The sequence below is a fragment of the Geothermobacter hydrogeniphilus genome, assembly GCF_002093115.1.
Classification (GTDB): Bacteria; Desulfobacterota; Desulfuromonadia; order Desulfuromonadales; family Geothermobacteraceae; genus Geothermobacter_A; species Geothermobacter_A hydrogeniphilus.
Genome location: NZ_NAAD01000009.1, coordinates 1 through 14,156, shown reverse-complemented (window position 1 = coordinate 14,156; position 14,156 = coordinate 1). Strand labels below are relative to the sequence as shown.

Below are 14,156 nucleotides of genomic sequence, written 5' to 3'. Positions count from 1 at the left end.
TAAACAAGGAAATTCTTGACTTGAATGCTCCCACAGGCTAAAAAACAGGTAAAACTTCAACAAGGTCGGTGAGTTATGAACAACATCCGGGAGGAAGTCAAGGAACTGCAGATTGGCCGCAAGGTCCGCCACCTGCGACAGCAGCGGCGCATGACCCTGCAGGACCTGGCGGATCAGACCGGCCTGTCCAAACCCCTGCTTTCACAGATCGAAAACGATCAGGTGATCCCCCCCCTGGCAACCCTGCTGCGCATTTCAAAAGCCTTCAAGGTCGGCATCGAGAATTTCTTCCAGGAAGAAGACAGCTGCGAAAAGTGCATCCTGGTGCGCTCAGGGGAAAGCCGCAAACTGATTCAGCGAGGGCTTTCCCGCGGCGGTTCACCACCCTACATCTACCATTCCCTTGCCTACGGCAAACGCGATCGCAACATTGAACCGTTTCTGATGGAGTTCGAATCCCGCACCTGGAGCGACGACCTGCTGGTCCACCATGAGGGACAGGAATTCCTCTACCTGCTTGAAGGCGAAGTCGAATTCCATTACGGCGACCGGGTCATCACCCTCGGCAGCGGTGATTCGATCTTTTATGATTCCAGCGAGCCGCACGGCTACGTGGCGCTCAGCGACGGTCCCCCGCGCGGCATCGTGGTTCTCTATTCGCGCGAATTCTGATTCACGGCAAATCCCGGTCGACGACGCTTGACAAGAATGTGGCGTCATCTAGTCTTTCACGATAACAACACGCGATCGGCCAACCATGGTCCGGTCGTCATGAATCCCACCTGTCTGCAAAAGGAGGACCCATCATGGCTAAAGTCGGAGTCGTTCTGTCCGGTTGCGGCGTCTATGACGGCAGTGAAATTCACGAAGCGGTCATCACCCTGCTGGCCCTCGACCGCCAGGGAGTCGAAGCGATCTGCATGGCCCCCGACATCGACCAGATGCATGTCGTCAACCATCTGACCGGTGAAGAAGCCGCCGGTGAAAGCCGCAATGTTCTGGTCGAATCAGCCCGCATCGCCCGCGGGGATATCAAGGATATCGCCACGGTCAAGGCGGCCGATATCGACGCCCTGATTTTCCCCGGGGGATTCGGTGCGGCAAAGAATCTCTGCGACTTCGCTGTCAAGGGGGCTGATTGCGAGGTCAACCCCGAGGTCGCCCGCCTGATTCGCGAAATCGTAGCGGCAAAAAAACCCCTCGGCGCGATCTGCATCGCCCCGGCCATGGTCGCCAGGGTACTGGGCGACGACCAGCTCAGCGCCCGATTAACCATCGGCAATGACGCCGACACCGCGGCTGCCGTCAACACCATGGGCGTCACCCATGTCGACTGCCCCTGCAGCAACTTCGTCATCGACCGGGAAAACAAAATCGTTTCGACCCCCGCCTACATGCTGGCCGGCGGGATCGCCGAGGTGGCCGAAGGAATTGAAAAAACCGTCAAGGCGCTGGTCGAACTGCTCTGACAAAACACGAACCCGGACATCCACCCGAACAGGAGACAAGCCCATGGACAAGTATCGTTGTGTTATCTGCGATTACATCTACGATCCCGCCGAAGGGGATCCCGGCAACGGCATCGCTCCAGGCACCCCCTTTGAAGACCTTCCCGATGACTGGGTCTGTCCACTGTGCGGCGCCGACAAATCCAATTTCGAAAAGGCCTGAAAACAATCGTCCGGCATGCAGGATGCAGGGGATGAGTCCCGCACTCTCCGCAATCCTGACGATTTCAGAACCCGGTATCCGCAAACGCCCCGCCCGATCCGGCGGGGCGTTTGCGATAACAGCCGGTGACCAGCTACAATAGGCACAGTCCCCCCTCTCTATCTGACGGCAGGAACCGATGAACAAACCGCCACGCAAGCCGGACTGGCTCAAAGTCCGTCTGCCATCCGGACCCAATTTCGTCCGTATCGATCGCTACCACCGCCAACAGGGGCTGCACTCGGTCTGTCGCAGCGCCGCCTGCCCGAACCAGGGAGAATGCTGGAACAACGGTACCGCGACCTTCATGATTCTCGGCGATCACTGCACCCGCGGCTGCCGGTTCTGCAACGTCCAGGGTGGGCAGCCACTGCCCCTCGACCCCGACGAACCGGCCCGGGTGGCAACCGCGATCGCCGAACTGCAGCTGCGTCATGCCGTCATCACCTCGGTTACCCGGGACGATCTCGATGACGGCGGCGCCGCCCAGTTCGCTGAACTGACCGCGGCGATACGCAAACACAGCCCCGACTGCATCATCGAACTGCTGATTCCCGACCTCGGCGGCGACCCGGCAGCCCTGCAGACCATCCTCGATGCGGCGCCGGATATCCTCGGGCACAACATTGAAACGGTGCCACGCCTCTATCCGCTGGTCCGGGCCGAGGCCGACTACCGACGGTCCCTGCAGCTGTTGCAGGACAGTGCCCGCTCGGCCCCGCAGATTCCGACCAAATCGGGGCTGATGCTGGGGCTGGGGGAAACGGTGGCAGAAGTCAAACAGGTGATGCGGGACCTGCTCGCCACCGGCTGCCGGTTGCTGACCCTCGGCCAGTACCTGCAGCCGACCCGCGATCACCAACCGGTGACGCGCTATCTCCCCCCGGAAGAATTTGATTCTTTCCGCGACTTCGGACTTGAACTCGGTTTCCGCCATGTCGAGGCGGGACCGCTGGTCCGCTCATCCTACCATGCCGCAGAACAATTCCAGGAGGCCGATCATGGGAATCAGTGAACATTGCCGCACCATTATCCTCGGCACCGGCCCGGCCGGTCTGACCGCCGCCATCTACGCCGCCCGCGCCCAACTGGCGCCGCTGGTGATCACCGGAACACAACCGGGCGGCCAGCTCACCGGAACCACCGAAATCGAAAACTTCCCCGGTTTTCCTGACGGCATTGACGGTAACGAACTGATGGATCGCATGCGTCGCCAGGCGGAGCGCTTCGGCGCCTGTTTCTTTGATGGCGATGCCGAGCGGGTCGACCTCGGCAGCCGTCCGTTCCGCATCTTTTTCGCCGACCGCTCGGCGACCTGCGACAGCCTGATCATCGCCACCGGAGCAACCCCGCGGCAACTCGGACTGCCGGGAGAGCTGGATCTCTACGGACGGGGCGTCTCGGTCTGCGCGACCTGTGACGGTTTCTTCTACCGCGACAAGGAAGTGGCCATCGTTGGCGGCGGCGACACCGCCATGGAAGAGGCGATTTTCCTGACCCGTTTCGCCCGCAAGGTCACCGTCATCCACCGCCGCGACAGCCTGCGCGCGTCACCACCGATGCAGCAGCGGGCGCTGGAAAACGACAAGATCGAATTTCTCTGGAATGCCGCGGTCAGTGAAATTCTCACCGACCCGGCCGGGGTCACCGGCATCCGGCTGCGCGACACCACCAACGGCGAGGAATCGCAACTCGACTGCGACGGCCTGTTTGTCGCCATCGGCCACGATCCCAACACCGGTCTGTTCAAAGGCCAGCTCGACCTGAACGAAGAAGGGTTTATCATCACCAGCAAGGAATGCCAGACCAGCATCCCCGGCGTTTTCGCCGCCGGCGACGTTCAGGACGCCCACTTCCGCCAGGCGATCACCGCCGCCGGCACCGGCTGCAAGGCCGCCATGCAGGCGGAGCGCTATCTGGAGGAACAATGACCCCCGGCAGCGTAAAAATTTTCGATCGGGTTTCCGCCGTCGAGGCCATCAAACGGCTCAGCGAGGATGACCTACTGTTTCTCAACCGCCTGATCGTCGAACGGCTCAAACTGATCTCCCAGGCGAAAAGCACCAGCCTGATGGCCGGGTTCAGTATCGGCGACCGAGTCGGCTTTCAGGACAACGACGGGCGGGAAATCCAGGGACGGGTGCTGCGCCTCAACAAGAAGACCGTCAGCATCGCCGCCGATGACGGCCACCGCTGGAACGTGGCACCGGCCCTGCTGCGACTGGTGAAATCGGCGGGAGAGGATGTGACTTTCTGACGCTCTTCCCCTATGAAAACGCAACAGGGGACTGCAGAGGGACGCGTATCGGCCGCCCTCGCTCTACCGTTGAAGGTGGTCGAGGTGCCCGCATGCAAGGCGCCTTCCGACTGAAGGAGGAGGTGTAGCGGCAGCTACTCCGCAGCGACTGAAGGCGGGAGCAACGCCGCAGACGGGTGCGTATCGACCGCCCTCGCTCTACACCCCGATGCCGGTGTCGGCCGGGTGGATAGTCGGCAGCAGACAGTTCTGGCGGGTCGCCAGGCTGATGCAGAGCCGCGCCACCAGGTCATGCATGATGATGGTGTGGGTGTTGTCGATCCGTTCGAAATAATCCTTGATCTGGCGTTTCTGCGAGAGATCCCCGCTCAGATCGACCAGGATGTCGATCTGTTCGCCGAGGCTGAGTAACTCCATCGGGTCGAGGGTCGTCATCAGGCCGTTTTTACGGGCCATTTCCAGCCCCGGCGCATCCTCCTCAAGATCACAGACCCCGATCACCTCGATGTAATCGTAGCCGAGCATCTCCCTGAGAAAAGCATGTCCGGTCCGTCCGGCGCCAAGCAGCGCCACCCTGACTGATTCCATACGCACCTCCCCATCCACGGCCTCACCAGCTTTCAGCATAGCAGAAAACAGCAGGATGAAAAGGGGCGGGAAACAGGCCGCAGAGCGACCTGGCAATACGGGTCGGGGGCACAGACAGCCCTCTCGGGGAGGGAGAGACAGACAACCTAGGAGGCTGTCGGACTATCCATAAACTGGCTGCAAATCCGTGCGTTCGGCCCATATCCCAGCTCCATTTTGCCCCATAGCCACTGCTATGAGGCTGCAATTGAGCCGAAATCTGTGCTCAAACACCCGAATTTTCGCTTCAGCCTGTATAGTCCGACAGTCTCCTAGAACGGCAGGAACGACAGCAACTCAAGGGCGGCAATCAGCAACAGACCTTCAACCACTTTTTTCGGCAGGTCGCGCCGGTGGCAAAGCCCCCGTTGATGCGTCGGCCGCCCCAGGTAATTGCGCACGAAACCCCGTACCCAGAAAGGGATATCCCCTCGGCGGGCAAAAAGATCAAGGCAGCATTCCAGTTCAGCCTGGCCGGGAGAATGGCCATACCACTGGTGATAGGCCCGCACGAACAACTCACGATCACTGCAGCCAAGCCGTCCGGCCACATCATAAATCAATCCGGCTTCCTGTTCCCGCTTCTTTTCCCGCCCCATAGACAACCCTCAAATTTCCGGGACACCTGATGCCCCCCTCGTTCTACTCTTCGACCGGACGCTTCCGGTCATTAAGGGGGAGTCAGAGCTCACACCGGTGGTCGAACCGGAGGCAGGGTATCGACGACGTTGCATGCCCTGCGCCGCTTGATATACTCCATCTGGAAATTCAATATGTTACCCTCATCTCGAAACAGGTCTGAATGACATGACGCTCAACGCCAACGCCAGTCCCGAATGGCTGGAGAATCAATTCCGTCTCTGGCAGGAAGACCCGCGCGCCGTACCGGATGACCTTCGTTCCTTTTTCAGCGGCTTCGAACTGGCGCGTCAGACCACCTCCGCCGAACTGGACGCTGAACGTGCCCTGAAACAGTCGGCGGTCGACTCGCTGATCTATCGTTATCGCGACCTCGGCCACCTGCAGGCCTGCACCGATCCGCTCAATCCCTGCCCGCCGCCTCACCCGGCGCTGGCCCTGGAGGCGTTCGACCTCGGGGAAGAGGATCTTGACACCTGTTTTCATCCAAGACGGTTTCTCCGCCAGAAGGCAACTCTGCGCGAAATTCTTGACCTGCTGCGGGAAACCTACTGCCGCAACATCGGGGTCGAATTCATGCATATCCAGGACCCGGATGAACGCGAGTGGCTGAAAGAACGGATGGAGAGCGTCCGCAACCGTCCGCAACTTGACGATGAACAGAAACTGAGCCTTCTGCGCAAGCTGCAGGAAGCTTCACTGTTTGAACTCTTTCTGCACCGCAAGTTCGTCGGCCAGAAACGTTTTTCCCTCGAAGGGGGTGAAGTGATGATCCCGCTGCTCGAATGTATCGCCGAGCACGCGGCTGATCTGCAAATGAAGGATATCGTTCTCGGCATGGCCCACCGCGGACGCCTCAACGTACTAGCCAATATCTTCGGCAAACCGCTCGCCAACATGTTCGCCGAATTCACCGACAACATCGAACTCGCTTTCGTCGGCGAAGGGGATGTCAAGTATCACAAGGGATTCTCCTGCGACCGCCGGTTCCCTTGCGGGGAGACGGTCCACCTTTCCATCGCCTCGAATCCGAGTCATCTCGAAGCGGTCAATCCGGTGGTGGAAGGCAAATGTCGTGCCCGGCACAGCAACTACGGTCCCGGCGGACGGCGCAAGGTGCTGCCGATCCTGATTCACGGCGATGCCGCCTTCGCCGGTCAGGGGATGGTGCCGGAGACCCTCAACCTCTCCCAGCTCGACGGCTACCATACCGGCGGCACCCTGCATATCGTCCTCAACAACCAGATCGGCTTCACCACCTCGCCGGCTCACGCCCGCTCGACCCTGTATGCCACCGATGTCGCCAAGATGCTGATGGTGCCGATCTTTCACGTGCATGGCGAGGACCCGGAAGCCGCCGCCTTCGTCGCTGAACTGGCCCTCGACTACCGGCAGTGTTTCGGCAGGGATGCGGTGATCGAAATCATCTGTTATCGGCGCCAGGGACATAATGAAGGAGACGAACCCTTCTTCACCCAGCCACTGATGTACGAAAAGATCCGCCGACGTCCACCGGTCCACGAAGTTTATGCCGCCCGACTGGTCAGCGAAGGAATCGATCCGCAGCGGATTGAACAACAGGCGGCGCAAATCAACCTGCGTCTTGAAGAGGCCCTGAAGGGTGAAGTTGTCGACCAGGCCCCCGGCTACCAGGGAAAATGGAGCAACATCCAGCGGGACTACACCCCGGCCGACATCACCACCGGCACCCCGGTACAGACCCTGCAGAAGCTGGCACGCAGGATAACCACCCTGCCCCCGGCCTTCACCCCGCACCCGAAGATCGCCCGGTTGCTGGAAAACCGTCGTAAAATGGTCCTCGACGATTCCGGACTCGACTGGGGCGCCGCCGAGGCGCTGGCCTTCGCCACCCTGCTCAGCGAAGGCGTGCCGATCCGCCTCTCCGGCCAGGACTGCCGCCGCGGAACCTTCAACCACCGCCACGCCGTGCTGGTCGACAGCAGAAATGGACAACTCTACGTGCCACTTGCCTTCCTCTCCTCGACCCAGGCACCGATCCAGGTCTACAACAGCATGCTGTCAGAGAACGCGGTCCTCGGCTTTGAATACGGCTATTCTCTTGAAATGCCCGAAGGTCTGACCATCTGGGAAGCACAGTTCGGTGACTTCGCCAACGGCGCCCAGGTCATCATCGACCAGTTCATCAGCAGCAGCGGCTCAAAATGGGATCGCACCAGCGGCCTGGTGATGTACCTGCCGCACGGCTACGAGGGTCAGGGGGCCGAGCACTCCAGCGCCCGCATCGAACGCTATCTGCTGCTCTGCGCCGACAACAACCTGCAGCTCGTCAATCCGAGTACCCCGGCCCAGCTGTTTCACCTGCTGCGACGACAGATGAAGGTCCCCTGGCGACGGCCGCTGATCATCTTCTCGCCCAAAAGCCTGTTGCGCCATCCCGTCTGCCGCTCGAAACTGGATGATCTGTCCAAGGCACGCTTCTGCGAAGTTCTGACCGATGATATTTCCGCCTCAGCTGTCCAGACCGTGCTGATCTGCAGCGGCAAGATCTATTTCGAACTGCTGGAGAAAAAAAGGGCCGACCAGCGGGAGGATGTCGCCCTGGTCCGCATCGAACAGCTCTACCCGCTGCGAGAAGAAGCGCTGCGTCAGGCGTTCGACTGCTATCCGAGGGCCAGAGCCTACGCCTGGGTCCAGGAGGAGCCCGCCAATGGCGGCGCCTGGAGCTACATCCGTCCGCATCTGGCCGACCTGCTGGGGACCGATCCGGTCTACGTCGGCCGTCCGGCCATGGCGGCCACGGCGGTCGGCAGTCACCGGCAACACAATCAGGAACAGAAGAAACTGATCAGCCTGGCATTCAGCCTGTAAGATCACTGAAGGAGTGGAGACGCATGGAAATCCTGGTCCCCGAAGTGGGTGAATCAATTTTTGAGGCGACCATCGCCAAATGGCATGTCGCCGAGGGCAACCGGGTCAGTAAGGACGACCTGCTCTGCGAACTGGAAACCGACAAAATCTCCCTGGAACTGCATGCCGAGGATTCCGGCACTATCCATCTCAACGTGGAGGAAGGGAAAACGGTCAAGATCGGTACAGTGATCGCCACCCTGATCGACTCCAAAAACGTGGCGGAAGCACCCAAACCGACACCGAGACCTGAGAGCATCGCACCACAGGCTGAACCGGCCGCGGTTCCAGCCGCTCCCCGGAAACTGGCTGCCGTACCGACACCGAGCCCCGCCGCACCAGCACCGCAGCCCGCTGTCGCCGGCACGCCGAAGACTGTTGACCTGCCGCACCCGGCTGACGATGAACGCGTCCGCCGGGTGCCGATGAGCCCAATCCGCAAAAAAATAGCCGCCCACCTGCTGGCCGCCCGCCAGCAGACCGCGATGCTGACCACCTTCAACGAAGCCGATATGAGTCGGCTGATGGCCCTGCGCGGCGAGTACAAGGACGCCTTCCAGCAGAAATTCGGCGTCAAGCTGGGGATGATGTCCTTCTTCGTGCGCGCCGTCGTCGCCGCCCTGAAGGCGGTCCCGGAGGTCAACGCCCGCATCGATGGTGACGATATCGTCTACCATGATTTCTATGACATGGGCATTGCCGTCGGTGGAAAAAAGGGGCTGGTGGTCCCGGTCCTGCGTGATGCCGACCGGCTGTCGAGTGCCGAGATCGAAACGGCGATCGCCGAATTCAGCCGAAAAGTACAGACCAACAAGCTGACCCTGGCCGATCTCGAAGGCGGCACCTTCACCATCAGCAACGGCGGGGTCTACGGTTCGATGCTCAGTACCCCGATCATCAACCCGCCGCAGACCGGCGTACTCGGCATGCACAACATCATCCAACGGCCGGTCGCCATCGACGGCAAAGTCGAGATCCGGCCGATGATGTACCTGGCGCTCAGCTATGATCACCGGGTCATCGACGGCAAACAGGCGGTCACCTTCCTCAAAACCGTCAAGGAGTTCATCGAACAGGTCGATGCTTCGCTACTTGAACTCTGAGCAAGGAATTCTGCAGCCCACAAACGAAAACTCCCCACCACCGCGGTGAGGAGTTTTCGTTTAAATCAAGGCGCGTGCCGATGAGTACGGAGGCGTAACGTTCACCAGGTCGCACATACGAAGAGGGACGCAACGCCGAGCCGGGACAAAAGAACCGCCGCGACTCTCTCCATGAAGATCAACTATCCCGGCAACCTCTCCCGACAAAGGGCGAGGAGTTTTGTCTCGGATCAAGGCGCGTGCCGATGAGCGCGGAGGCGTAGCGTTCGCCAGGTCGCACATACGAAGAGGGACGCAACACCGAGCCGGGGCAAAAGAACCGCCCCTCGCAGCTTATTTTTTCAGTTTTGCCAGTTCGGCATCTATCACCTGCTGAAATCCCCGTTCGCTGCGATCCCGCAGCAGGCGGCCGTTGATGAAAACCGTCGGCGTGCCGCGCACCCCGAGGGCACTGCCCTGCTCCTGGTCCCGACTGATAGCCGCCTGAATCGCGGCATCCTTGCGATCCTCGTTGAAACGTTTCATATCCAGGCCGATCTGCCGGGCAAGATCGTCAATTTTCTGCTCATTGAGTTGATTGTAGTTGGCAAAGAGCTGATCGTGCATCTCCCAGAATTTTCCCTGACGACCGGCGGCTTCAGCAGCAACAGCTGCGGCGCGCGCGTAACGATGCATGCTCAAGGGAAAGTTCTTCAAAACCATCCGGACATTCTGCGGATTGTTGGCCAGCACCTTTTTCAGCGTCGGCGCCAGACGGGCACAGTAAGGACATTGAAAATCGTCGAAAACAACGATGGTGACCGGCGCATCGAGATTGCCGCGCACCGGTGAATCGGTGGTGTCGATCTGCTGAATGACATCCAGCGACAGGTACTCAAGACGCTGCTTCCCCTTGCGATGCAGCAACACCAGGCCGTCACTCTGGGGGGTAATTCCGACAACATCGCTGCCGATCTCGACCGAGCCGATCTGGCGACCGTCAATCGAATAAAGATAGAGCTTCTCTGCGCCGAGAACAAAATAACTGCGGCCGCCGGGGCTGATCACAACCTGCCTGGCTGTCTCAGGAAGATCAACCGTGCGAACCGTTCTCCCCTCCACCTCGGCACGAACCGCACCGACCGGCAGACAGAGCAGTAACAACAGCAAAAGCAACAGCATTCTGGATGACATGAAACCTTCCTTTCCTTCGAATCGAGGGTGGACAGCGAGCATTGCCCGGCGGGAACACGTGCCGTTTGCCGGTGCCGAACTCACTGATTCAGGGGAATATTAACAGCTTCAAGCAAAGAGTTCGAAAAAAAAAGCCGGAGAAGCAGATTGGCTTCCCCGGCTGAATGGTTGTCTCTGAACTTACGTCAGCAGCCCCGAATCAATCATCATGCTGCTTCTTCCCCTTGTCTTTGCCACGGTCTTTGCCACGGTCATCTCCATGATCGTCGTCAGACGGATCATCCTCATCGTGATCTTTGCGGCCCTTGACGGTGACATCCTGTTCCGCCTGACAACCGGCGTCACTTTTTGCACTGATCCGCGCCGGCGCTTCATCGAGCTCGATACGGGCCTTCCATGCATCCCCTTTCACCGGAACACCCGAGGCCAGCAGGCTGCCGGTTTCGGCATCGAAGATCTGCACACTGCTGCCGACGGTCGCCTTGCCTTTGACATCGAGTCGTCCTTTTTTGAAATCAAACCTGGCTTTCTTGACCATGAAGGCACCGCCCCCCGGACAGGCCGCGCAGACATCATCCTGCAGACCATTACAGTTTTCATCGATGCCGTTGCCGCAAAGATCCTTCATACCCGGATTGATCAGCGGTTCGGCATCATCACAGTCGGCGCCGCCACAGGCGGCATCAGTGTAACCGTCGGCATCGGCATCCGGACAGGAACTGACACAACCCTCGTCGACCTGACCGTCACAATCGTTATCGATGTTGTCACCACAGATCTCGGCGGTTCCCGGATTGATGGCGGCATCCTGGTCATCACAATCCTGCGGGCCACAACCTGCGGTACCATCAACGTTGAAACCATCATTGTCGGCGTCAGTGCACTGCGCCGGACAACCGACCGCGGCCGGATCCTGGCTGTCGATCAGGCCATTGCAGTTATTGTCGATACCGTCGCTGCAGTTTTCAGCCGCACCGGGGTTGATGGCGGGATTGCTGTCATCGCAATCAGCCATGGTGCCGCAGGCCTGACCTTCAGCGTAGAAACCATCCTTGTCTAGGTCGGTACAGGTCGGACCGGTATTGCACTGCGGCTCGCCGCCGCAGAAAAAACAGAGATCATTGGCCTTGTAGGCCGACTTCGCCGAGGTCGGGTCCGACTTGCTGCCGGTGGTATGACAGAGGGTGCAGTCTCCGGTGAACGGCTGGGTCTGACTGCAGAAGGTATTGACATCATTGCCGAAGGATGGAAAGGCCAGAGCGTTGCCCGTCCAGGAAAAACCTGCAGCCAGAATGAGTACCGCAATCATCAATTTTACCGTTTGAAAATTCATGACGTTCTCCTTGAATGACGAGGCAGGTTGCTCCTGCCGACGTGAGTGGGAAGGGAATGGCAAACAGAGAATCAGCCATCTTTGGACAGCAGTGAGATTCTAAACTGGAAAAAGTGTTTTGCTGAGAGCCTTCCGCGCACAAAACCGCGGCATGTTGAACATCCACCGGTTGCGCGAAACCGTTGCCAATTCTTCGGCTTTGCACAGCCGCCACGGGACATTGATGAAAAAACCAGGGCCGCGGGACAGTCACAGCACGAATCGAGGTCATTTTCCGCTTGCAAATTTTTACCGGCTCTCCATAATGTCGACATTCGACATCATGGAGAGCCGTATGGAAATTCCAAAAGCGACCTACAAAGATTACGTGATCAGGCACATCTATGACGGCATCATGAATGACCGTTTCAGGGCGGGAGAAAAAATTCTTGAGCAGGAACTCTCACTCGAACTCGGCATCAGCCGCGCACCGGTTCGCGAAGCTCTCCGCGAGCTGGTCGGGGAAGGCCTGCTCAGCCACCAGGCCCAGCGCGGGCACTTCATCACCCTGCTCAGCAGCCATGAAATCATCGATGCCTACCAGACCCGCGGTGTCATTGAAGGCTATGCCGCGGCGCTGGCCGCTCCCGGTCTGAGTGCGGAAGATCTGGGCACCCTGCAGCAGCTCTGTGGCCGCATGGAGAACCACGCCCGGCGACAACAGCACCGGGAACTGATCGAGCGAGGGGAAGAATTTCACAACCTGATTCTTGATCGCTGTCCAAATCGTGAACTCTACAACTTCGGAGATCGACTGAGCCGCAAGCTGCATATCCTCTTCTGCCGCTACTGGGGCACCCTCTATCAACCGGAAGAAGTCGCTGCCCGCCACCTGAGGATTGTCGACAGCCTGCGGCAGCGGGATACAACCGTGATTGAAGCAACCATCAGAGACCACTACTTTGAAACCGGGCGTAAAATCGCCGCGGTGCAGCAACAATGAAAGGACCCGTCATGCCGACCAACAGTGTTCACGAGGTTCATCTCAACCTCAATGTCCGCGGGCTGCCCCTCTCGGCAACGCTCGAAATCAACGAAATCTCCAACCGCCTCATCAAGGAAGGGCGCCGAGTTTACAAACTTGGACTCGGACAGTCCCCCTTCCCGGTCCCGCAACCGGTCGTGGAAGAATTGCGTGCCAATGCCCACCAGAAAGACTACCTGCCGGTACGGGGCCTGACCGCCCTGCAGGAGGCGGTGGTTGATTACTTTGAACGGACCCAGTCTCTCGTCTATCGCCCTGAGCATGTGCTGGTTGGCCCGGGATCAAAGGAGCTGATGTTCATCCTGCAGCTGGTCTACTACGGCGACCTGGTCATTCCAACCCCGAGCTGGGTGTCCTACGCTCCCCAGGCCCACATCGTCGGCCACCAGGTGCGCTGGATACCGACCCGCGAAGACAACAGCTGGCTGCTGACCCCGGAAGAACTGGAACGGCTCTGCGCCAAGGATCCGACCAAACCGCGGATCGTCATTCTCAACTACCCCAACAACCCGACCGGCTACAGCTACAGCGACCGGCAACTGCAGGAACTGGCCGCCGTCGCCCGCAAGCACCGCATCATCCTGCTTTCCGACGAGATTTACGGCGAACTGCAGTTCGACGGCGGACACGCCTCCATCGCCCGCTACTATCCTGAGGGGACCATCATCAGCAGCGGCCTGAGCAAGTGGTGCGGCGCCGGCGGCTGGCGCCTGGGAACCTTCATCTTTCCCAAGGAGCTCGACTGGCTGCTGGAGGGCATGGCCGCCGTCGCCAGCGAAACCTTCACCGCCACCAGCGCTCCGATTCAGTACGCCGCGGTACGCGCCTTCAACGGCGGCACCCGCATCGAACGCTACCTCTGGCAGTCGCGCCGCATCCTGGCAACTCTCGGAGACTACATTCACCAGCGGCTGGTCAGGATGGGGCTGCAACTGGCTCCGCCGCAGGGGGGCTTCTATCTCTTCCCCGATTTCGAACCCCTGCGGGAAAAGCTGGCCGCCAGGGGAATCGGCACCAGCCCCGAACTCTGCAAACGGCTGCTCGACGAAACCGGGGTGGCAATCCTCCCCGGCACCGCTTTCGGACGCCCCGAGGAAGAACTGACCGTGCGCCTCGCCTACGTTGACTTCGACGGTGCCCGCGCGCTGGCCGCCGCGGAACAGGTCCCGGGGGGCAAGGACCTCGACGAAGCTTTCCTGCGCCAGAACTGCGAAAAAATCGTCACCGCTTTCGATCTGATCGAGGAGTGGCTGGGACAATAATAGGAAGAGACGGGGAAACAACAGATGGGTGACGACCTCCCCACACCACCCTCCTCCACCGTTGAAGGTGGTCGAGACGTGCCCGGATGCAAGGCGCGCGAAGACTGAAACCACAGGTGTAGCGGCAGCTACATCGAGG

14 protein-coding genes are annotated in these 14,156 nt (G+C 59.8%); 10 read left to right on the top strand and 4 right to left on the bottom strand.

Annotated elements, in window-relative coordinates:
* Positions 1 to 75 precede the first annotated feature (75 nt).
* From B5V00_RS08300 to B5V00_RS08275, 6 genes are all read left to right on the top strand, one after another.
* Positions 76 to 672, top strand: a complete 597-nt coding sequence (locus B5V00_RS08300) for a helix-turn-helix domain-containing protein (RefSeq protein ID WP_085010317.1) — start codon at positions 76 to 78, stop codon at positions 670 to 672.
* A 134-nt stretch (positions 673 to 806) separates the two neighbouring features.
* Positions 807 to 1,469 (top strand): isoprenoid biosynthesis glyoxalase ElbB, encoded by a 663-nt coding sequence (gene elbB / locus B5V00_RS08295; RefSeq protein ID WP_085010316.1) that lies wholly within the window; start codon positions 807 to 809, stop codon positions 1,467 to 1,469.
* A gap of 43 nt (positions 1,470 to 1,512) precedes the next feature.
* The gene (gene rd, locus B5V00_RS08290) at positions 1,513 to 1,671 is read left to right on the top strand and encodes a rubredoxin (protein ID WP_085010315.1); all 159 of its coding nucleotides are present in this window, start codon (positions 1,513 to 1,515) and stop codon (positions 1,669 to 1,671) included.
* Positions 1,672 to 1,849: 178 nt separating this feature from the next.
* Entirely contained in the window at positions 1,850 to 2,725 is an 876-nt protein-coding gene (gene lipA / locus B5V00_RS08285) for a lipoyl synthase (RefSeq protein ID WP_085010314.1), read from the top strand.
* Positions 2,712 to 3,641, top strand: coding sequence for a thioredoxin-disulfide reductase (gene trxB, locus B5V00_RS08280; protein ID WP_085010313.1), 930 nt, complete (start codon positions 2,712 to 2,714; stop codon positions 3,639 to 3,641). Before lipA ends, trxB begins: the two co-directional genes overlap by 14 nt.
* Positions 3,638 to 3,967, top strand: coding sequence for a hypothetical protein (locus tag B5V00_RS08275; protein ID WP_085010312.1), 330 nt, complete (start codon positions 3,638 to 3,640; stop codon positions 3,965 to 3,967). Before trxB ends, B5V00_RS08275 begins: the two co-directional genes overlap by 4 nt.
* Positions 3,968 to 4,165: 198 nt before the next feature.
* Here the strand turns inward: B5V00_RS08275 and B5V00_RS08270 are convergent, their stop codons facing one another.
* Positions 4,166 to 4,555 (bottom strand): Gfo/Idh/MocA family oxidoreductase, encoded by a 390-nt coding sequence (locus tag B5V00_RS08270; protein ID WP_085010311.1) that lies wholly within the window; start codon positions 4,553 to 4,555, stop codon positions 4,166 to 4,168.
* A 311-nt stretch (positions 4,556 to 4,866) separates the two neighbouring features.
* Positions 4,867 to 5,193: a hypothetical protein gene (locus tag B5V00_RS08265; RefSeq protein ID WP_085010310.1), complete on the bottom strand. Its 327-nt coding sequence runs from the start codon at positions 5,191 to 5,193 to the stop codon at positions 4,867 to 4,869.
* A 208-nt stretch (positions 5,194 to 5,401) separates the two neighbouring features.
* Here B5V00_RS08265 and B5V00_RS08260 point away from each other — a divergent pair, with 208 nt between their 5' ends.
* Positions 5,402 to 8,083, top strand: a complete 2,682-nt coding sequence (locus B5V00_RS08260; RefSeq protein WP_085010309.1) for a 2-oxoglutarate dehydrogenase E1 component — start codon at positions 5,402 to 5,404, stop codon at positions 8,081 to 8,083.
* 23 nt (positions 8,084 to 8,106) lie between these two features.
* Positions 8,107 to 9,225 carry a dihydrolipoyllysine-residue succinyltransferase gene (sucB, locus tag B5V00_RS08255; RefSeq protein WP_085010308.1) on the top strand — a complete coding sequence of 373 codons (1,119 nt, stop codon included), beginning with the start codon at positions 8,107 to 8,109 and terminating at the stop codon, positions 9,223 to 9,225.
* Positions 9,226 to 9,558: 333 nt separating this feature from the next.
* On the opposite strand, the gene B5V00_RS08250 is transcribed toward sucB, so the two are convergent.
* Entirely contained in the window at positions 9,559 to 10,398 is an 840-nt protein-coding gene (locus tag B5V00_RS08250) for a DsbA family protein (protein ID WP_172399666.1), read from the bottom strand.
* A 199-nt stretch (positions 10,399 to 10,597) separates the two neighbouring features.
* Positions 10,598 to 11,731, bottom strand: a complete 1,134-nt coding sequence (locus B5V00_RS08245; RefSeq protein ID WP_085010306.1) for a putative metal-binding motif-containing protein — start codon at positions 11,729 to 11,731, stop codon at positions 10,598 to 10,600.
* Between the two features lie 334 nt (positions 11,732 to 12,065).
* On the opposite strand from B5V00_RS08245, the gene B5V00_RS08240 reads away from it, so the two are divergent.
* Together B5V00_RS08240 and B5V00_RS08235 are read left to right on the top strand one after the other, a co-directional pair.
* On the top strand, positions 12,066 to 12,713 hold the full coding sequence (locus B5V00_RS08240; protein WP_172399665.1) for a GntR family transcriptional regulator: 648 nt from the start codon (positions 12,066 to 12,068) through the stop codon (positions 12,711 to 12,713).
* 11 nt (positions 12,714 to 12,724) lie between these two features.
* Positions 12,725 to 14,017 carry a pyridoxal phosphate-dependent aminotransferase gene (locus tag B5V00_RS08235; RefSeq protein ID WP_085010304.1) on the top strand — a complete coding sequence of 431 codons (1,293 nt, stop codon included), beginning with the start codon at positions 12,725 to 12,727 and terminating at the stop codon, positions 14,015 to 14,017.
* Positions 14,018 to 14,156 lie beyond the last annotated feature (139 nt).